The organism is Massilia sp. METH4, from assembly GCF_037094685.1.
Taxonomy (GTDB): Bacteria; Pseudomonadota; Gammaproteobacteria; order Burkholderiales; family Burkholderiaceae_D; genus Rugamonas.
The window spans coordinates 4,349,105-4,366,708 of record NZ_CP146614.1 but is presented as its reverse complement, the minus strand read 5'-3'; the positions used below and the strand labels follow the sequence as shown (position 1 = coordinate 4,366,708).

General features: G+C 65.4%; 19 protein-coding genes and 1 pseudogene. 10 read left to right on the top strand and 10 right to left on the bottom strand.

The features are described from left to right. From betA to V6Z91_RS19250, 3 genes are all read left to right on the top strand, one after another. Positions 1–1,734 (top strand): choline dehydrogenase, encoded by a 1,734-nt coding sequence (gene betA / locus V6Z91_RS19260; protein ID WP_338759782.1) that lies wholly within the window; start codon positions 1–3, stop codon positions 1,732–1,734. Between the two features lie 60 nt (positions 1,735–1,794). After that, positions 1,795–2,619 carry a TorF family putative porin gene (locus V6Z91_RS19255; RefSeq protein WP_338759779.1) on the top strand — a complete coding sequence of 275 codons (825 nt, stop codon included), beginning with the start codon at positions 1,795–1,797 and terminating at the stop codon, positions 2,617–2,619. Positions 2,620–2,836: 217 nt separating this feature from the next. After that, a complete protein-coding gene (locus V6Z91_RS19250) occupies positions 2,837–4,456 on the top strand; it encodes an APC family permease (RefSeq protein WP_338771941.1) in 1,620 nt (539 codons plus the stop codon). 293 nt (positions 4,457–4,749) lie between these two features. Here the strand turns inward: V6Z91_RS19250 and V6Z91_RS19245 are convergent, their stop codons facing one another. After that, positions 4,750–5,157, bottom strand: a complete 408-nt coding sequence (locus tag V6Z91_RS19245; RefSeq protein WP_338759776.1) for a hypothetical protein — start codon at positions 5,155–5,157, stop codon at positions 4,750–4,752. 230 nt (positions 5,158–5,387) lie between these two features. Between V6Z91_RS19245 and V6Z91_RS19240 the strand changes: the two are divergent. Further along, a pseudogene (locus V6Z91_RS19240) lies at positions 5,388–5,627 on the top strand (hypothetical protein); the annotation flags it as partial. Between the two features lie 59 nt (positions 5,628–5,686). Here the strand turns inward: V6Z91_RS19240 and V6Z91_RS19235 are convergent. The 3 genes from V6Z91_RS19235 to V6Z91_RS19225 form a co-directional block, all read right to left on the bottom strand. After that, on the bottom strand, positions 5,687–5,971 hold the full coding sequence (locus V6Z91_RS19235) for a hypothetical protein (RefSeq protein WP_338772151.1): 285 nt from the start codon (positions 5,969–5,971) through the stop codon (positions 5,687–5,689). 3 nt (positions 5,972–5,974) lie between these two features. After that, positions 5,975–6,505 (bottom strand): hypothetical protein, encoded by a 531-nt coding sequence (locus tag V6Z91_RS19230; RefSeq protein ID WP_338759773.1) that lies wholly within the window; start codon positions 6,503–6,505, stop codon positions 5,975–5,977. Between the two features lie 327 nt (positions 6,506–6,832). Next, positions 6,833–7,558, bottom strand: coding sequence for a 3-hydroxyacyl-CoA dehydrogenase NAD-binding domain-containing protein (locus tag V6Z91_RS19225; protein WP_338759770.1), 726 nt, complete (start codon positions 7,556–7,558; stop codon positions 6,833–6,835). Positions 7,559–8,067: 509 nt separating this feature from the next. Here V6Z91_RS19225 and V6Z91_RS19220 point away from each other — a divergent pair. Next, the gene (locus V6Z91_RS19220; RefSeq protein WP_338759767.1) at positions 8,068–9,492 is read left to right on the top strand and encodes an SLC13 family permease; all 1,425 of its coding nucleotides are present in this window, start codon (positions 8,068–8,070) and stop codon (positions 9,490–9,492) included. Here V6Z91_RS19220 and V6Z91_RS19215 read toward each other — a convergent pair. After that, entirely contained in the window at positions 9,429–9,719 is a 291-nt protein-coding gene (locus tag V6Z91_RS19215; protein ID WP_338759765.1) for a hypothetical protein, read from the bottom strand. The two genes, V6Z91_RS19220 and V6Z91_RS19215, sit on opposite strands and share 64 nt — an antisense overlap. Here V6Z91_RS19215 and V6Z91_RS19210 point away from each other — a divergent pair. The 5 genes from V6Z91_RS19210 to V6Z91_RS19190 all read left to right on the top strand — a co-directional run bounded on the left by V6Z91_RS19210 (position 9,718) and on the right by V6Z91_RS19190 (position 14,198). Next, positions 9,718–10,980: an MFS transporter gene (locus V6Z91_RS19210; RefSeq protein ID WP_338759763.1), complete on the top strand. Its 1,263-nt coding sequence runs from the start codon at positions 9,718–9,720 to the stop codon at positions 10,978–10,980. The two genes, V6Z91_RS19215 and V6Z91_RS19210, sit on opposite strands and share 2 nt — an antisense overlap. A 123-nt stretch (positions 10,981–11,103) precedes the next feature. After that, on the top strand, positions 11,104–11,244 hold the full coding sequence (locus V6Z91_RS19205) for a hypothetical protein (RefSeq protein WP_338759761.1): 141 nt from the start codon (positions 11,104–11,106) through the stop codon (positions 11,242–11,244). Positions 11,245–11,546: 302 nt separating this feature from the next. Next, the gene (locus tag V6Z91_RS19200) at positions 11,547–12,584 is read left to right on the top strand and encodes an oxidoreductase (RefSeq protein WP_338759758.1); all 1,038 of its coding nucleotides are present in this window, start codon (positions 11,547–11,549) and stop codon (positions 12,582–12,584) included. 540 nt (positions 12,585–13,124) lie between these two features. Continuing rightward, positions 13,125–13,898 (top strand): DUF1080 domain-containing protein, encoded by a 774-nt coding sequence (locus V6Z91_RS19195; protein WP_338759755.1) that lies wholly within the window; start codon positions 13,125–13,127, stop codon positions 13,896–13,898. A gap of 87 nt (positions 13,899–13,985) precedes the next feature. Next, on the top strand, positions 13,986–14,198 hold the full coding sequence (locus tag V6Z91_RS19190; protein WP_338759753.1) for a VF530 family protein: 213 nt from the start codon (positions 13,986–13,988) through the stop codon (positions 14,196–14,198). A gap of 50 nt (positions 14,199–14,248) precedes the next feature. On the opposite strand, the gene V6Z91_RS19185 is transcribed toward V6Z91_RS19190, so the two are convergent. The 5 genes from V6Z91_RS19185 to V6Z91_RS19165 all read right to left on the bottom strand — a co-directional run bounded on the left by V6Z91_RS19185 (position 14,249) and on the right by V6Z91_RS19165 (position 17,166). Next, entirely contained in the window at positions 14,249–14,803 is a 555-nt protein-coding gene (locus tag V6Z91_RS19185) for a DUF3237 domain-containing protein (RefSeq protein ID WP_338759750.1), read from the bottom strand. Continuing rightward, positions 14,800–15,096: a hypothetical protein gene (locus V6Z91_RS19180; RefSeq protein WP_338759747.1), complete on the bottom strand. Its 297-nt coding sequence runs from the start codon at positions 15,094–15,096 to the stop codon at positions 14,800–14,802. The genes V6Z91_RS19185 and V6Z91_RS19180 overlap by 4 nt, the downstream gene beginning before the upstream one ends. A gap of 529 nt (positions 15,097–15,625) precedes the next feature. Continuing rightward, positions 15,626–15,955, bottom strand: coding sequence for a hypothetical protein (locus V6Z91_RS19175; RefSeq protein ID WP_338759744.1), 330 nt, complete (start codon positions 15,953–15,955; stop codon positions 15,626–15,628). Positions 15,956–16,024: 69 nt separating this feature from the next. Beyond that, on the bottom strand, positions 16,025–16,411 hold the full coding sequence (locus V6Z91_RS19170) for a hypothetical protein (RefSeq protein ID WP_338759741.1): 387 nt from the start codon (positions 16,409–16,411) through the stop codon (positions 16,025–16,027). A gap of 119 nt (positions 16,412–16,530) precedes the next feature. Then, on the bottom strand, positions 16,531–17,166 hold the full coding sequence (locus V6Z91_RS19165; RefSeq protein WP_338759738.1) for an EAL domain-containing protein: 636 nt from the start codon (positions 17,164–17,166) through the stop codon (positions 16,531–16,533). Between the last annotated feature and the right edge of the window lie 438 nt (positions 17,167–17,604).

The following is a 17,604-nucleotide window of genomic DNA, read 5'->3' as shown; positions in this document are numbered from 1 at the left end:
ATGGAAGCAATCGAGGAATACGACTACATCATCGTCGGCGCCGGCTCGGCCGGCTGCGTGCTGGCGGCCCGGCTCACCGAGGATGCCGACGTGACGGTGCTGCTGCTGGAAGCGGGCGGGCCGGACTGGCGCTTCGACTGGCGCACGCAGATGCCGGCGGCGCTGGCCTACCCCTTGCAGGGCACGACGTACAACTGGGCCTATGTGACGGAACCGGAGCCGCACATGAACGGCCGCCGCATGACGCAGGGTCGCGGCAAGGGGCTGGGCGGCTCGTCGCTGATCAACGGCATGTGCTATATCCGCGGCAACGCGCTGGATTACGACGGCTGGGCCGGGGAAGCGTCGCTGGGCAACTGGAGCTACCACGACTGCCTGCCCTACTTCCGCAAGGCGGAAACGTATGACAAGGGGGCCAACGCCTACCACGGCGGCGATGGGCCGCTGCACGTGACGACGCCGCGCGCCGACTGCAATCCGCTGTTCCACGCCTTCATCGCGGCCGGCGGGCAGGCCGGCCATGCGCCCACCGACGACCTGAACGGCTACCGCCAGGAAGGCTTCGGGCCGATGGACCGCACCACCACGGCCGATGGGCGCCGCTGCAGCACGTCGCTGGCCTACCTCGACCTGGCGCGCACGCGGGCCAACCTCACCGTGCGCACTCGCGCGCTGGCCGACCGCGTGCTGTTCGATCGCCAGCGAGCCGTCGGGGTGGCGTGGCTGCACGGCGCCCGTCCATGCGAGGCGCGGGCGCGCCGCGAAGTCATCGTCAGCAATGGCGCGATCGCCTCGCCGCAACTGCTGCTGCGATCGGGCGTGGGTAACGCCGACGAGTTGCGCGCGCTGGGCATCGCTCCCGTGATCCACCTGGCCGGCGTCGGCGAAAACCTGCAGGACCACCTGGAGATGTACCTGCAATACGAGTGCAGGAAGCCGGTGTCGCTGTACCCCGCCCTGAAGTGGTGGAACAAGCCGGCCATCGGCATCGAGTGGTACCTGCGCGGCACCGGCATCGCCGCCTCGAACCACTTCGAGGCGGGCGGCTTCATCCGCAGCAGCGAGGAATTCGCCTGGCCCAACCTGCAATACCACTTCATTCCGCTGGCGATGAATTACGACGGCAGCAATCCGGTGGAGATGCATGGCTTCCAGTGCCACGTGGGTTCGATGCGCTCGCCCAGCACTGGCTTCGTGAAGCTGGCCAGCCGCGACCCGCGCGTGGCGCCCCGCCTGCTGTTCAACTACATGGCGCACGACGTCGACTGGCGCGAGTTCCGCGCGGGCGTGCGGCTGACCCGCGAGATCATCGGCCAGCAGGCCATGGACGAGTTCCGCGGCCGCGAGATCAAGCCCGGCATGATGGTGCGAAGCGATGCCGAGATCGACGCCTTCGTGCGCGCGCACGCGGAAACGGCGCTGCATCCGTCGTGCACATGCAAGATGGGTGACGCGGCCGACCCGATGGCCGTGGTGGACAACGAGGGCCGCGTGCATGGCGCGAGCGGCCTGCGCGTGGTCGACGCGTCGATCATGCCGAAGATCGTCACCGGCAACCTGAACGCGCCGACCATCATGCTGGCCGAGAAACTGGCCGACGTCATCCGCGGCCGTCCGCCGCTGCCGCGCTCCAGTGCGCCCTATTACACGGCGGCCGCCGCGCGGGGCGCGGGGCCGGCCGCCGCGGCGCCGCCCCATGCGGCGCCGCAATGGCGCGAACGCGTCCCCGGCTAAGCAGCTTCCCGGCTTCCAACAGAACGTCTTGAACGGCCATCCGGCCACAAAGGAGGATTCATGCCATCCATCTGTCTTGCCGCGCGGGGCCTGGGCCCCGCCCTGGTCATGTTGTGCGCCGCGGGTTGCGCGCGGGCCCAGCCGGCGGACGCCACGGCACCCACCGTGCCGGCGCTCACCGCCAACGTCGCGCTCACTTCCCAGTACGTCTCGCGCGGCTTCCGCCAGACCTGGGGCAAGCCGGCCGTCCAGGGAGGCATCGATTACGCCCTGCCTGGCGGCTGGTCCGCCGGCACGTGGATGTCCTCGGTGAGCGACAAGTTCATCGAAGGCGGCAGCATCGAATGGGACCTGTATGCCGGCTATGCCGGCGCGCGCGGCGACCTGAACTACGGCGTGCAGGTGTATTACTACCTCTACCCCGGCGCGAAGCTGCAGTACGCCGGCACGAGCTACGACTATGGCGAGGTGGCCGTCTCGCTCGGCTACAAGTGGTTCAGCGCGAAGTACTGGCTGACCTGGACGCCGGACTACTTCGGCTACAACAGCCGCTCGCTGCTCGCCGGCGACGGCCTGCACAGCCGCGGCTCCGGCTATGCCGAAGTCAACGGCACCTTCGACCTGGGCAACGGCGCCTCGCTGCAGCTGCACTTCGGGCACGAACGGGTGCGCAACTTCGCCGCCTACAGCTTCCGCGATGCGCGCGTCGCCCTGTCCCGCGCTTTCGACGGCGGCTGGACGCTCACCGGCGCCGTCACCCGCGGCTGGGGTCGCACCGATGTCTACGACCGCTATACGACCGGCGCCCAGGACTCGGCAGGCCGGCTCGCGGTATCGAATCCGCTGGAAACCACGTTCCTGGTTGCCCTGTCCAGGGCCTTCTGACCAGCCAGGCAATGGATGGGTCGCCGCCCGCCACGAACGGGACCGGCGACGAGACAAGGGGAAGGCGGCAACGGGCCCGCTCACCCTGGCCGCGACCAGCGGCGGCAGACAGACCGTAGCGACAGATTGCAACGCAACACCTTGATGAACCAGCCTTCAACGAACGGCAGTACATGAATAAGGAGAGATCGTGCATTCACCGAACGACGGACTGTCGATGGGCGTGCTCGCGCCCCTCGATCGCGCCTATACCTTGCAGCAGCCGAGCCAGCAGCATGAATTGCAACGCACCCTCACCTGGAAGGATGCCTTCTGGGTCACCAGCGGCGTGCCAGCCGGGGTGCTCTTCACCATCGGCGCCGTGTCGTCCACCATCGGCACGCCGGCCTGGATCATCTGGATTGCCGCGATCCTGATCGGCTTCGTCCAGAGCTTCGTGTACGCGGAGATCTCGACACTGTATCCGCACAAGTCCGGCGGCGCCTCCGTGTACGGCGCGATGGGCTGGGTACGCTACAGCAAGCTGGTGGCGCCGGTATCGGTCTGGTGCAACTGGATCGCCTGGTCGCCCATGCTTGCCATGGGCACGAGCCTGGCGGCCGGCTACATGCTCACCAGCCTGTTCCCGGCAGATTCGGCCATCAACACGTGGAAGCTCACGCTGCTCGACCTGGGCTTCGTCGGCAAGGGCCTCACCTTGCGCATCAACGCCACTTTCGTGCTGGCCGCCCTGTTCCTGCTCGTGACGTTCAAGCTCCAGCACAGCGGCGCCAGCGCGGCGGCCACTACCCAGCGCATCCTCGGCATCGCCTCGCTCACGCCGCTGGTGATCATCGCCCTGGTGCCGCTGGCGACGGGCGACATGCCATCGACGAACTTCCTGCCGCTGGTGCCGCTCACTCACGACGCGACCGGCGCCGCCGTGGCGGGCAGCTGGAACGCGGCCGGCGTGAGCACCGCGATGGCGGCAATGTTCCTCGCTTGCTGGTCCACCTTCGGGTTCGAGACGGCTGTGTGCTATACGCGGGAATTCAAGAATCCGCAGAAGGACGTGTTCAAGGCCATCTTCTGGTCCGGCGTGCTGTGCCTGTTCATGTTCATCGCCGTGCCGATCGCGTTCCAGGGTGAACTCGGGTTGGCCGGCATGCTGCAGCCTTCGATCATCGACGGCTCCGGCGTGGGCGCGGCCATGGCCAGGTTCGTGGGCGGCGGCACGCTGGTATTCAACGTGGTCGTCGTCATGCTGGTGCTGGCCATCCTGCTGATCGTGATGACGTCGATGATGGGGTCATCGCGCACGCTGTACCAGGCTTCGGTGGATGGCTGGCTGCCGCGCTACCTGTCGCGCGTGAATCGGCATGGCGCCCCGACCAGCGCGATGTGGACGGACCTGGGCTTCAACCTGTTCCTGCTGCTGCTGTCGGACTACATGGCGATCCTGTCGGTGTCGAACGTGTGCTACATGATCTTCGTGTTCCTGAACCTGCAATCGGGCTGGATCCACCGCATGGACCGCCCTGACTGGCCGCGCGCCTACCGGTGCAGGAACTGGCTGCTGGGACTGGGCGCGCTGTGCGGCTTCGTGGACCTGGTCTTCGTCGGCGCGGGCGCCAACTTCCAGGGCGAGCATACGCTGCGCAACGGCCTGCTGGCCGCCCTGCTGATCGTGCCGGTGTTCCTGTACCGCCATTACGTGCAGGATGGCGGACGCTTCCCGGCCTCGATGGCGCGCGACATGGAGCTCAAGCACGCCAGGGCGGGCGTGCTGCCCTATGTCGCGCTGGCAGCGGGTGCGCTGGTGATCTGGGTGGCGTCGCGGCTTACCGTGATTACGTGATGGATGCAGAGGCGGCGAGCGCACCGGCGTGCTGGGGAAAGGGAGCAAGTCGCCATCTGCATCTGCGTTGCATGCTACTTCGTACGCATGCGACGCCCACGGGCAGCACCGAACGGCCAGCGTCCTCCCACCCAAGGACCTCCAAGCTCCCAAGCATTTGGGGAATGGCCCCGACCGCCTCTACCCTCGCGAAGGCGCAAAGTCCGTCCCAGTACTGGAACGGTTCTCCTTTGCTGGCTTGAAGAATGGTGAGAGTCGAAGCATGGATCAGAGCCACCAGTGCCAAGATCCTCTCAGGCATTCGGCGGTGCCTTCGGTAGAAGCAAATTCTTTATATTTAGCCGGATTGAAATTGTGCGGGAATTACCACGTGCATCTTTCAATGCAAGCTCCCGCACATACAGAAAGACCCTTGCCGTCTCTGCATGCGCTGTCAAGTTGCGATCCGACTCCCAGGTAACACGAAGGCTATCGACCTTATCCATCCGTAATACTGGTTCTCCAGATACCGCGGCCGCATGCGAAACAACATATAGTTCGGTCGGCGTATCAACTGTTGCGTCTGTTTCGCGCTCTGCAATTACGGCATCCAACATAGCTTCGCTATCCGACAGACGTTGTATTTCGGTCAAACTTGGCGCGCAAGCCGAAACAAAAATAAGTAGGAGACTGAAAAAACAGCCTCGAGTTTTATTTCTCATTAGAATTCCTTGCAATTGCAACGCGTATATTGGATGCCGTTTCTGATCTGCGCTTGATCGTCCGGGTCATCCCCATAGGTGCCCGTCCCGATGGGCTGCCCCAAGCCGCTCCTGAGGTGCCGGCTTGTTGTTGAGCCCAACCCGCCATTTGCAGAAAGACCTCATCAGGAAAACCGAGCGCGGAACCAGTCGCACCATAATGAAAATTCCCGAACTGAGAATAGTCCGCAGTCGCCAAGCTGGGCATGCCGACCAGGAACGTGGCCCACGAGGGCGTCGAAGTGAACCCGCTGCGCGGCCAGAACAACGTGCAGGGCTCCTGCGACATGGATTCGTTCGCGCACGAGCTGCCGGACTATCGCCACGTGTCCGACACCACCGTGCACTCGGCGTTCGGCGCGGCATGGCATCGGCCGTTCGACCCAGAGCCGGGCCTGCGCATCCCGAACATGTTCGACGCCGCGCTGGACGCACCTTCATGCGCCGGTACTGCGAAGGCGAGCAACGGTGGCGTGTACCGGGCGTGGCGCTACCCGCCACCGAATACAGTGGAAAGGACAAAGGTTACCGCGGAAATCCCCTTGACCGCCACATAGACAAGCAACGCCACGACGGCGAGGCCGACCAGGCCGGCAGTAAAGGCGCTCACTCTCCCCGCGGCCACGTTCACGGCAGAAAGGCCTCGCCGCACCAGCCTGTAATTGAGCACGTCGCGCCCGCTCCTGCGCAGGATATTGTCCTTGCCGCGTCGGCTGATATCGATCGCTAGCGGTACGGCCAGCACGCCAAGGGAAAAGAGCAGCACGAACAGCATGGCCTATCCCTTGGTGATGAGGATCAGCACGTACAGCGACAGGACGAACGCACCGATCACGCTGTTCAGCAGGGAAAGGAAGTCGGCCCCGCTCGCCTTTTCCAGCTTGATGGCCGCGGCGATCCGTCCAGTCAGCAAGGTGGCAAGCAGCGCGATCATCAACAGCAGGAAGAGCTGCGTGGACCGGTTCGCGACGGGGTCGGATGACAACGCCGGCAAGCTGCCGAGGATCGCCACATTCTTCAGCCCCGGGAACAGGTCGGCCGTGGAAACAAGCTGGAGGGCCAGGGCGGTCAATACCGCGCCGAGCGTCATCACGCAGTTGTCGTAACCGAATTTATAGAAGAGGAATTCGCCGGCAACGACATCGCCGATCACGGATTTCACGACCAGGCCGCCGGCCGTGACGAGCAGGATCAACCACGCTTTTTCGGCGATCGGCGCCATCAGGCCGGCCTCGACGGCCAGGTAAGGAGCGACGACGACCAGCAGGACTGTGATCAGTACGCCGGCCAGGAGCTTGTAGATGTTCATGCGGCACCAGCTTTACGGTGGATCGGCAGCGACGGGCGTGGCGACGGGCGTGACCATAGGCTGGGCCCGAAACGCCCGGCACCCGTCCGCTTGCGGCCGCACCTGCACCCAGGCAGCTCATCATGAACCAGGTCGGCCCAATATGCGAGCCAAACACGAAGCTCAGGCGCGGCATGCGTGCTCGTGCAACACTTGCATGCCGGAAGGGACGCGGATCGCCCGGCCAGCCTGCTTCATGGGCGCGGCTCGCCGCCCGGCGTTGCCTGCCGACGCGCCAGCCGGGACCAGGCGGATCGCCGTCGCTTGAACCAGCCGGAGCGCCGCCGCCTACGACAAGACCGGAGGCGATCCCGCGTCGGATTGCTGGTGGAGGTAATCGACCAGTCCGGCCGCGGTCGCCAAGGCCCGCGCCGACGTCCCTCGTGCCGGCACGAGTTCCAGCGGCTGCCGCGCATTGCCATCGTCTGGCAGGCGGCAGCCCAGCACGTTCGCCGGATACCGCGTCAGCGCGGCGATCCGGTCCACGTGCGCAACGCGGGTCATCAGGACGGCGTCGGGCCGGGCGACCTCGTTCAGCCGGCGGACCAGGCCGTCCCTCGCGTCGGGGCCGACGTCCAGTGCGTCCACGATCACCTCGCTGTCTTTCAGGTGATGCAGGTTCACGGTGCCTGCCAGCAGAGCCAGGCGCCTGTCGCGCTGGCTTGCGGTCAGCGCGCCATCGGCGAACGCCTGCCGGCAGCTCGACCGCAACGATGCGGTGGCACTGTCCAGCGGTTCGCGCGCCAGGTCGAAGACGGTTACCGGGATATCGGCTGCCAGCAGACGCATGGCGAGCTCCATGCCTGTCGCGTTGGCGCCCATGATGCCGACACGCCTGACCGGCAGGGTTTCCGCTGCCAATGTATGCGTCCCGGCATCGCTGCCGTGTTCGAGGGAGAAGGCCTTGCCCAGCCGACGTGCGGAAGGGCGTCGCGGTTCATCGACGGGGATCGCATTGATGCTGCCTGGTGAACATGCAGCGGTCGCCGGGCAATCGCTGAAGTGGTGGGTCATGTGATGCTCCTTGAAGAGGGATGGAAATCGTTGGGTTTGCGGCGGGGCTGCGCGCACGGCGGCAAACCGTAGAGTTCATCTTAAGGAATCCACTCACTTCAGGAACGAATCTGACGAATCGAAAGCCGATTTTAATAAGCGAGCAAAATCAGGAGCTTGCGCGCCATTTTTCACGACATGAAATCATCTCCTGTGCAACGAAAAAACGCCCGAGGAAGTCCATTCGCTAAATTCCATATCGTGAAACGCAATTCGCGTCCTTGAAAAGAGCGAGCGGAGCAGTGAAACACCGTGCCGCCCGCGCCCCGGGGGCCGCCACATCATTTCCTCCCAGAGTAAACATTGGCCGACAGTAGTAATTGATCGCCGCCCCCTTCCCCGATACCTTAGGTGTACAAGATTACAAGAGAGCGTGCCCCTCGACGGCGCCATGTCGGGACGGGGACATGCATGGAGACGTATCACCCGCGAGCCGGCCCGGCCGGCTCCGCCCTTCCTGGAGCGCTGCCGTGTCCACTCACCTGATTGCCATATGCGTCCTGGCGCTGATGTTCGTCATCGCCACCGCCCTGCCCATCAATATGGGCGTTATCGCCTTCGTCGGCGCCTTCCTGGTCGGCACGCTGGTCGCCGGCCTGCAGGCCAAGGGCATCATGGCCGGCTTTCCGGCCGAACTGTTCCTCACCCTGGTCGGCATCACCTTCCTGTTCGCGCAAGCGCAGAACAACGGCACCATCGACTGGCTGGTGAGATTGGCCGTTCGCGCGGTGGGCGGGCGGATCGCCGCGATTCCCTGGGTAATGTTCGCGATCACCGCCCTGCTGACCGCCGTCGGCGCCGTCAGCCCGGCGGCCGTGGCCATCATCGCGCCGATCGCACTGGGTTTCGCCGCCAAGTACAACATCAATCCGCTGATGATGGGCCTGATGGTGATCCACGGCGCCCAGGGCGGCGGCTTCTCGCCGATCAGCATCTATGGCGGTATCACGAACAAGGTGGTGAACGAGGCCGGCCTGCCGATCTCGGAGCTGACGACCGCGTTCGTCAGCCTGGGCGTGAACTTTGCAGTGTCGCTGCTGCTCTTCTTCGTCTTCGGCGGCATGAAACTGATGCGCCAGCAGGTGCCGAATGCAGCCTCGCGGGGAACCCCGGGGCCACTGTACGGCACCACGGTCGCCTTCGCGGCACAGGGACCGCAGATCTATGGCGACGCCGAAAGCGAGGCGGCCAGCGAGGAGCGGCTGACGCGCGAGCGTTCCGGCGCGGCCGTCGGCGCCATCGGCCCGGCTGGTGGCGCGGGTGCGGGTGCCCTGGGCACGGCAGGCGCCGGGGCGAATGACGGGGCAACGTTCCAGCAGATCGTCACCGTGATCGGCCTGCTCGCGCTGGCGGTATTGACGCTGCTGTACAAGCTCGATATCGGCTTCGTCGCCATTTCCATCGGTCTCCTGATCTCGCTGATGTCGCCGCAGGTGCAGAAGCGCGCCATCGGCCAGGTATCGTGGCCGGAAATCATGCTGATCGTCGGCGTGAGCACTTATGTGGGCGTGATGCAGAAGATGGGCACCATCACCTGGGTCGGCGACAGCGTCGCCAGCCTGACCTCCCCGATGATGGTCGCGCTGCTGCTGCTGTTCGTCGGCGCCATCGTGTCGGCGTTCGCCTCGTCGACGGCGGTGCTGGGGTCGCTGATCCCGCTGGCCGTGCCGTTCCTGCAGAACGGCACCGGCGTCGATCCGATCGGCTTCATCGCCGCCATGGCGGTCGCTTCCACCATCGTCGACGTCAGCCCGTTCTCGACCAATGGCGCCCTCGTGCTGGCCAGCGCCCAGCATATCGACCGCGACGTGTTCCTGCGCCAGTTGATGATCTATGGCGGCATCGTCACGCTGGTGGCGCCGGTGGTGGTGTGGATGCTGTTCGTGGTGTTGTGATCTCCACCGCAACCCAGTGCCGCCAGCCATGACAGCACGGCCGAGGCGGCATCCGTCATGCTTCCCGAACGGGTCAACAGGTAGTACTTGCCGGATTCGACGAGCATGTCCGGAAACGGCGCGAACAGCCGGCCCGCCTCCAGGTGCGGAAAAGCGCGAAAAGATCCATCGTTCGTCAGCGCCCCGGCGGGACCGTAGCATGCGCAAACATGACGTGGAGAGAACATGACGCCTTCGATGGACACCGCCCGGGCCGCCGGCACGCCCTCGCCGGCCCGCCGCCTGCCGTTGCTGTGCGCTGGGCGCGCCGGCACCTGCATGGGCATGATGACGTTCGCCGGCGCCCTGCCCGTCCTGCAGCAGGCCTGGCACATGGATGCCGCGACGGCGGGAACCATACAGACCGCGTTCAACCTGGCGAACGCCATCGCGCTGCTGGCCGCCGCATGGCTTGCCGATACGTTCGGTGCGCGGCGGGTCTATCTCTGCTGCACGTGGGCAGGCGCGCTTGCCCTCGCCTGCTTCGCCGCCTTCGCCCGCTCGCCGCAGAGCGCGCTCGTGCTGATCGTGCTGGTGGGCTTGACCCAGGGCGGCGCCTATGCCCCCGCCCTGCTGCTCGCCGCCGAACTGAGCCCGGCATCGCGTCGGGGCCGTGCGATGGGCCAGATGCTGGCGGCGGGGTCGTTCGGCTACCTGCTCTCCGTATCCCTTTCGCTGTGGGCGGCACAGACCTGGGGCCCGACGGCCGCGTTCACGGCATGCGCGGCGGGCGTGCTGGCCGGCGCGATACTCGGCCACGTCAGCCTTGCCGGCATGCCCGTGCCGGCGCGTCGCGGCAATGGCGCCACATCGTCCACGTCACCGTTGCAGTGGAAAACGGTGTTCAGCCCGGCCGCCCTGTGCCTGCTCGTCGCCTACGTCGCGCACTGCTGGGAACTGCTCGGCAGCTACGCATGGACGCCGTCGCTGCTCGCCACCGCGCTCCGGCCGCTGCACCTCGACCCGCTGGCACAGGCACTGCTGGTCGGCGCCGTCGCGCACCTGTCGGGCATGCTCGCAACGCCGGCCATCGGCATCCTGTCGGACCGGTGGAACCGCTCGAACGTGCTGGTCGCCGTCGCCGCGACCGGCGCGGCGTGTTCGCTGCTGATGGGCTGGTCGACGCACTGGGCCCCGGCGTGGACGGTCGTGCTGGCGGCCATCGGCAGCTTTTTCATCCTGGGCGACTCGAGCGCGCTGTCGGCCGCGATGACCGAAGCGGTGCCGGCGGACAGCTTGGGGCGGGTGATGGGCGTGCGTTCCGTGCTGGGCTTCGGCGCCGGGGCGCTGGCCCCGGCCGCTTTCGGGGTAACGCTCGACGGCACCGGGTCCTGGGCGGCCTCCTATGCCATCCTGGCCGCGGGCGGCGCGATCGCCTGCGGGGCGGCGCTGTGCCTGCGCCGGCTGGAGAGCCGGTCAACGAAAAGTAAGGGTGAAGCCGTTACGTGAATGGCGGAGACATTCATGAAACGCATGACTTATATTGCCTCATAGAATTGGAACTTTGCGCGACTCACCTATATAACGGAAGGATCGCATCGCGATCGTTACCGTCATTGCAGGAGTCGCACCATGAAACAAGTCCTCGCCACCATCATCCGCACGCTGCTGTCCGCCTCCCGCGAGCGCGCCATGCTTGCACTGCGCAGGCAAGCGGAAGTCGCCCGGCCGTCGCGCCTGGACTACCGCCGCAACGCCGGCGGCTGGAACTGACCGGCCGGCGCGGGGCCGCGCGTTCCCGCCAGCTTCGACCGCGGATACCGCCGGGCGTGCAGCGACTGGAACAGGTACCTGGACCGGTCGCTGCGCGGCCGGGTAGTCCTTTGTCTTGCCGAGCAGTTCCGCCACGACGCAATAGTTTGTAAAATGCCAATCCGGGGACGCGTCGACGCTCGACGCGGGTCAACCCGGCGCCGACATGCGTGCGGCTATGACAGGCCCCTTCCCTTCCCCCGGCCCGGCATTGTTGTATCCGCCTGCACGCGGCGGACGATATGACAGACAAGGAATGCACGATGCAACGATACGCAGTGGGACTGATCGGCTACGGCCTGGGCGGCTCCGTCTTTCACGCACCCATGATCGCCGCCGTGCCGGGACTGCGGCTGGCCCGTGTCGCCAGCCGCAGCGCGACGCCGGAAGCACTGCGCGAGTACCCGGGCGTGCTGCGCGACGACACGCCGCAGGCCATGCTGGAAGATCCCGACATTGCGCTGGTCGTGGTGTGCACGCCGAATGCCAGCCACTACGCGCTGGCGAAGGCCGCGCTGCTGGCCGGCAAGCACGTGGTGGTGGACAAGCCGTTCGTGCTCTCCTCCGCCGAAGGCGAGGAACTGGCGGCACTGGCGCAGGAGCGGGGCCTGAAACTGGCCGTCTACCATAACCGCCGCTGGGATGGCGATTTCCTGACCCTGCGCCAAGCCGCGGCATCGGGCGAGCTCGGCGCGATACACACCTTCCGTGCCCATTTCGACCGCTATGCGCCGCAGGTGAAAGTGCGATGGAAGGAACAGGCGCAGCCGGGCGCGGGTGTATTGTGGGACCTCGGCTCGCACCTGATCGACCAGGCGTTGCAGTTGTTCGGCGTACCGCGCTCGGTGACAGCGCACCTTTCGACGCAACGCGAAGGTGCGCAAGTGGAAGACGCATTCGAACTGGTGCTCGATCATGGCGGTACCATGGCGGTGCTGCATGCCGGCGCGCTGGTGCGCGCTCCCGGACCGCGCTACCAGGTGCATGGCACCTTGGGCAGCTTCGTCAAGCATGGCATCGATCCGCAGGAAGATGCGCTGAAGGCGGGCAAGCGGCCCGGCGATCCGGGCTGGGGCCTCGATAATCCGGAAAGCTACGCCACCATCACCGCTGCCGACGGCTCGCGCCGCAGTGTCGCCACCCTCCCCGGCGCTTACGAGGCGTTCTACCAGGGCATGCACGAAGCGATCGCGCAAGGCACGGAAGTGCCCGTGGCGGCGGAGCAGGCGGTGGATGTGATCCGCGTGATCGAACTGGCGCTGCGCAGCCACCGGGAGCGGCGGACCATCGATTTCGCTTGAGGTGCTGCCGTGATGGGGGCAAGATTGCTTGAACTCCCTGACATATCGAGGTGGCATATGAATGCGGAACTTGATGAAGCCATCACGCAGTGCTCTGCCGGCGGCGCATTCCCTTCGCCGACCCGGCGCGCCTTAGAGGCCGCCCGGAACATCGCCGACGGGGCCGCGGCGAAAGCACGCGATCGCGCCGTGCGGCTGCTGGGCGTGATCGGCACCGCGGACGCGCATCCTGGCGCTTCGGCTTCGTCCGGCAATGCCTCCGCGCTGGAGCCCTCCACGGGGCCGAGCTGCCTCTGGACTCCCCTTCCCGACTACAGCGGCGACTGGAGAACGGGGTGCGGGCGCGAGTGGAATTCGCTTGGCGGAACGGAAGAACCCCGGCAGGGTATGCGATGCTTCGGGTGTGGCAAGCCTGTGGCGCTACCGCCACGGCCACGTGGCTAGTCGCCGCCGTTGGCGCGGCGGCGCCGGAGAGCCATGGCGCTGCCTGGCATGCCAACTTGAACCTGCACGGGCGCCACGCCTTGCATAGGACGAACGATGACCGTGAAGACTGTTGCGACGATTACCGGATTATTGACGCTGTTTTCCCCCTCGGCCCAAAGCCAGCCGCAGCCGGATCCGAAAGATACGGAAGTATGGGCACCGGAACCGCCGCGCGTCGTCCCGGGCGCCTCCTCCGGCGCGCCATCGGATGCGATCGTACTGTTCGGCGGGCAGGATCTGCGCGAATGGGTGTCGACGACGTCGACCGGTCAACCGGCCGGCTGGCTCGTGAGCGACGGCGTATTGACCGTGCGCCCCGGCAGTGGCCACATCCAGACGAAGCGGCTGTTTTCGGACTACCAGATTCACCTGGAGTGGCGCGTGCCGGCATCGGCGAAGGGCAGCGGCCAGGGCAAGGGAAACAGCGGCCTGTTCCTGGCGTCTACCGGCATCGACAGCGGTTACGAGATCCAGATCCTCGACTGTGCGAACAACAAGACATATGCGAATGGGCAGGCGGCCAGCATCTACAAGCAGCACATCCCGCTAGTCAACGCCTGCGCCCCGGCCGGCGAATGGCAGACCTATGACGTCGTGTGGACCGCGCCGCGCTTCGCCACCGATGGCGCATTGCTGTCGCCCGCGTACGTCACCGCCCTGCACAACGGCGTGCTGGTACAGAACCATGTCGAGGTCCAGGGAGAGTCGGTCTATGCGGGGAAGCCGTCTTATCGCAAGCATGGTCCCGCGCCGATCAAGCTGCAGGATCATGGCGATGCGGTCAGCTTCCGCAATGTCTGGGTAAGGCCGCTCCGTTCGGACAAATAGGACTCGGCGATCGCCCTGCACCGAACGGCACCAACAGGGCCATCGCGGCTATACTGGCGGCCTTTCCGCCCCCGACTCTCCCCGAACATGCGTGTGCAATCCCTGAACGGCATCACCCTGGAATCCTTGCTCACCCGGCTGGTCGAGCACTATGGCTGGCACGAGCTGGGTCGCCGCATCGACATCAATTGCTTTCGAAGCGAGCCGAGCGTGAAGTCCAGCCTCAAATTCCTGCGCCGCACGCCATGGGCACGCGCGCAGGTGGAAGCGCTGTTCCTGGATACCGAATTCCCCGACTGACAAGGATGCCCCGGTCTGCCGCCATCGACACCCAGAAGCGGGAAGCCACCCTATTCCAGCAGGTAGGCGTCGTACACGACAGCGGTACCGAGACGCATCGCCGCACCCACGCCGATGGCGCGGTTGAGCCACGCATAGCGCGGGTCGGCCGTTTCGAAGCTCATAGTCACGCGAAACGTATATTTGGCCGGATCGACCGGGTTGCCCTTGGCGACTTCGGCCATCACATCGGCCGGACCGTAGCGAAAACCCTTGGTCTGCAGGTAGATCAGCGCTCCATCGCCGGTCTTGAGGAGGTAACGCGTGTCGATGATCGCAACGCCCTGCGCTGTGACGACCTGCCAGTCCGCCCCGTTGTTCAGGATGGTTCCCTTCAGGCGTGCGCCGTCGAAACTGCCGCTCGTGATCGGAATGATGCGGCGGCGTCCGAGATCGCTGGTCGCGCCCAGCTCCCAGATCGGCGCTTCCAGATCCACGGTGAATCGCGCCAGATAGTCCAGCTTCGGTTTCGGTGGTTCAAAGGTTTCCTTGTCCGCAGCCCATGCCGGGCCCGATCCCGCGGCGAATGACGACAGCATGACGGCGATACCCACGTATCTTTTCATGTCTCCTCCACTTTGATCGAATCGTCGAACTGGACGGGTTCGGACGCGGCCAGGTTGCCAAGGAACTGGCGACCCGGCGTCCACCCGACCAGGAATGCCAATGTCAGGATACCTGATATATGCCCTTTCGACAACGCATCGCCCCCCTTGCCGGTATCGCCGCTGTACAGGTGCCCCTTGTACATGCCGCGCCCTCCTTCGAGCAGGGGCGCCACGGCAGCCGGCGGCAGCAGCGGGTCGAGCGGGCGGATATGGCCGGCCCAGGCGAAGTTCGGCACCGTCGGCTGGTCCACGGCGATGACGCAGGGCAGCTGGCCGACGAGCGAGGCGACGGTGTTCGATTCGGTATACGAGCCTTGGGGATGGCGTCCATCACCACTTTCCAGCGGTCTTGCGAGCGGTTGAAGCGCTCGATGGCCGCCCTGCCGGCCGCCATTTCGGCATCGCCGGTGTCGTGGCGCCACAGGCGGATGTCGACCGGCGTGGCCAATGCCGGCAGCGCCAGGGCCGCCAGCGAGCATGCAAGCAGGTTCTTCATCGGCTTCCCACCCGTCCCGACTTTGCCGCCTTCGCGGCCTTGACTTCCGCGGGGGCAGCGACGGTACCGCGCATGACGGGAACGCAGAGGTTCATTTAACTGACGCAAGAGAACGCATCTGTGCGCCCTGCCGGCGGAGATTTCGTCACGGGTGTGCCGCCCCTTGTGCCAGGACCGAACCCGTCTTCTGATCGTGGTCAGCCACGCACTGCGGCTTTGCACCGCCGTGCGCAGACGGCCTTCGATGGCCTTTTCCAGCGACTCCTGCATTAGTGCAAACCCCGTCAGCCCGACTGTCGTAGTGACGACCAGCAGGATGCCGTACCCAGCAGCCGGACCTTTGCCGCCTCCGTGAAAAAGGCGGAACCGCTGAACCAGTGCATGCGGGACCAGCCGGCCCACATGCCAACCGCTGCCGCGATCATGCCGCACGCGGTATGAATGGGCATGCGAGCCGAGCGCGACCAACCGAACAGAAGATCCGGCGCCAGCAGATAACCGCACAGCCCCGTCAGCCCAATGGCCAGGATGCAGAACGTCAGGACTACGATGGTATAAGCCGACATGCGGCTGTCGACCCTATGGAGCACGACGTTCACGGAACCGATCAGCATGAACCCCAGTGCCGTATTGGGCGCCATCCGTCCAGGCCGGGTATTGCCATAGTCAGACCAGTGGTGTACTCAAGCTATGTCGATACCGAGGCTGACATCGGTGACATGCTCGGCGAGCGTCAGCGTGCACGGCACCAGCAAGACCCATCCGATCAAGGTCCGCGGCAGGCGGCGTTCCCGATTGTTCAACCACAGCGCCAGTCCCGTCAGCGCAAAGCACAACCCGGTGTTGAACACCATCGGGACCAGACCGCGGATGATTTCAACCATTGCCGGCACACGCAAGCACCACCCCAATATGGTGTTGATCCCCAAGCCAAGCAGGAGTGCACCCACGACGCGGTCCGCGCTCACGCTGGAACGTTCAACGGCGGTCGGCATGGCGTCGCGGTAAACGATGATGGGAAGGCCCACAGCCAGGCGATGCAGGTTGATCAGGCAGTCCAGCAGGGGCATGCAGACACGATTCCGCACTGCTCTCGGGGCGTTGCTCGCCCTTGCGCCGAGACCGCAAGGGCAAGGGTGATGGCGGCAGCCGCAAACCAGTGCGCCGGGAAGACGAAGCACAATCGGGGTCATGCGATCGCGGCAGGCACGGTCAGCACGGTATTCAGGTGGTCTGGCGCAGTCGGCCGGCCAAAGTAGAATCCTTGCATTTCCGAGCAGCCCAGTTCCGTCAACAAGGCGACTTGCTCTGCCGTCTCCACCCCTTCCGCAACAACATCGATGCCAAGTCCCGTGCATATATCGATCACGCCCTTGACGATCGCTCTTGCGCGCTGGTTTTCCGCCAGCGCCGAGATGAAAGCGCGATCAATCTTGAGCTTGTCGATCGGCAGGCGCAATAGGTAAGACAGACTGGAGTACCCTGTGCCGAAATCATCAATGCTTAGTAACACCCCCAGCTGTTTCAATGCGCCCATGATACTGACGGCGCGGTCCACGTCGCGGACGGCGACCGATTCCGTCAACTCGAGTTCAAGCAGGTGCGCAGGTAGTCCACTCTCGCCCAGCGCCATCTTCACCGCATTGACGATGTCGCCATGGAGGAACTGCCGGGGCGACACATTGACCGCCACGGCACAACCGGCACGCCCCTCGCTGTACCATTGCGCCGATTGAGCGCACGCGGCACGCAGCGTCCACTGTCCGAGCTCGACAATCACACCGCTCTCTTCGGCGACCGGAATGAATTCGGCCGGTGAGATCATCACTGGCCAGATAGGCCTCGGCATCCGGCATTACCCGGGCCATGGCTTGTTGCAGGGCTGCGTAATTGGTCACTCGATTCGAGGAAATCCGGATGATCGGTAGAGATCGGTTCCTCGTCCGCTGCAGGCGCGGAGGTGAAGGCACACGCAAACATGGTAATGGCTGCCTGCAGGCAAACGCGAGACAAGGTCAGCAGGGAAACTCCCGTATGCACTGAGCGCGCCCAAGTCGCAGGCTTCCACCATGGCCGCCCGGAAGCGTTGGATGCTGGCGCCGGGATTGACGCGACCACGGACCGCTCGGCGGGCCGAAGTAAAGATGCTTGCCGTCGGGGCTCAGTTCGATGGGATCGGCGTTCCGAATTCGACAGCGCGCCCGACTTCGTGGCTGCTCGTCGCAGTCCGATTCGGGCGGGGAGTGTCGGGATAGCGCTGCCA

What these genes read in the sequence shown, in the direction of transcription:
- betA (WP_338759782.1), top strand. Translation starts at nt 1, where the DNA reads ATGGAAGCAATCGAGGAATACGACTACATCATCGTCGGCGCCGGCTCG.
- V6Z91_RS19255 (WP_338759779.1), top strand. Translation starts at nt 1,795, where the DNA reads ATGCCATCCATCTGTCTTGCCGCGCGGGGCCTGGGCCCCGCCCTGGTC.
- V6Z91_RS19250 (WP_338771941.1), top strand. Translation starts at nt 2,837, where the DNA reads ATGGGCGTGCTCGCGCCCCTCGATCGCGCCTATACCTTGCAGCAGCCG.
- V6Z91_RS19245 (WP_338759776.1), bottom strand. Translation starts at nt 5,157, where the DNA reads ATGAGAAATAAAACTCGAGGCTGTTTTTTCAGTCTCCTACTTATTTTT.
- V6Z91_RS19235 (WP_338772151.1), bottom strand. Translation starts at nt 5,971, where the DNA reads ATGCTGTTCGTGCTGCTCTTTTCCCTTGGCGTGCTGGCCGTACCGCTA.
- V6Z91_RS19230 (WP_338759773.1), bottom strand. Translation starts at nt 6,505, where the DNA reads ATGAACATCTACAAGCTCCTGGCCGGCGTACTGATCACAGTCCTGCTG.
- V6Z91_RS19225 (WP_338759770.1), bottom strand. Translation starts at nt 7,558, where the DNA reads ATGACCCACCACTTCAGCGATTGCCCGGCGACCGCTGCATGTTCACCA.
- V6Z91_RS19210 (WP_338759763.1), top strand. Translation starts at nt 9,718, where the DNA reads ATGACGCCTTCGATGGACACCGCCCGGGCCGCCGGCACGCCCTCGCCG.
- V6Z91_RS19215 (WP_338759765.1), bottom strand. Translation starts at nt 9,719, where the DNA reads ATGTTCTCTCCACGTCATGTTTGCGCATGCTACGGTCCCGCCGGGGCG.
- V6Z91_RS19205 (WP_338759761.1), top strand. Translation starts at nt 11,104, where the DNA reads ATGAAACAAGTCCTCGCCACCATCATCCGCACGCTGCTGTCCGCCTCC.
- V6Z91_RS19200 (WP_338759758.1), top strand. Translation starts at nt 11,547, where the DNA reads ATGCAACGATACGCAGTGGGACTGATCGGCTACGGCCTGGGCGGCTCC.
- V6Z91_RS19195 (WP_338759755.1), top strand. Translation starts at nt 13,125, where the DNA reads ATGACCGTGAAGACTGTTGCGACGATTACCGGATTATTGACGCTGTTT.
- V6Z91_RS19190 (WP_338759753.1), top strand. Translation starts at nt 13,986, where the DNA reads ATGCGTGTGCAATCCCTGAACGGCATCACCCTGGAATCCTTGCTCACC.
- V6Z91_RS19185 (WP_338759750.1), bottom strand. Translation starts at nt 14,803, where the DNA reads ATGAAAAGATACGTGGGTATCGCCGTCATGCTGTCGTCATTCGCCGCG.
- V6Z91_RS19175 (WP_338759744.1), bottom strand. Translation starts at nt 15,955, where the DNA reads ATGCTGATCGGTTCCGTGAACGTCGTGCTCCATAGGGTCGACAGCCGC.
- V6Z91_RS19170 (WP_338759741.1), bottom strand. Translation starts at nt 16,411, where the DNA reads ATGCCCCTGCTGGACTGCCTGATCAACCTGCATCGCCTGGCTGTGGGC.
- V6Z91_RS19165 (WP_338759738.1), bottom strand. Translation starts at nt 17,166, where the DNA reads ATGATCTCACCGGCCGAATTCATTCCGGTCGCCGAAGAGAGCGGTGTG.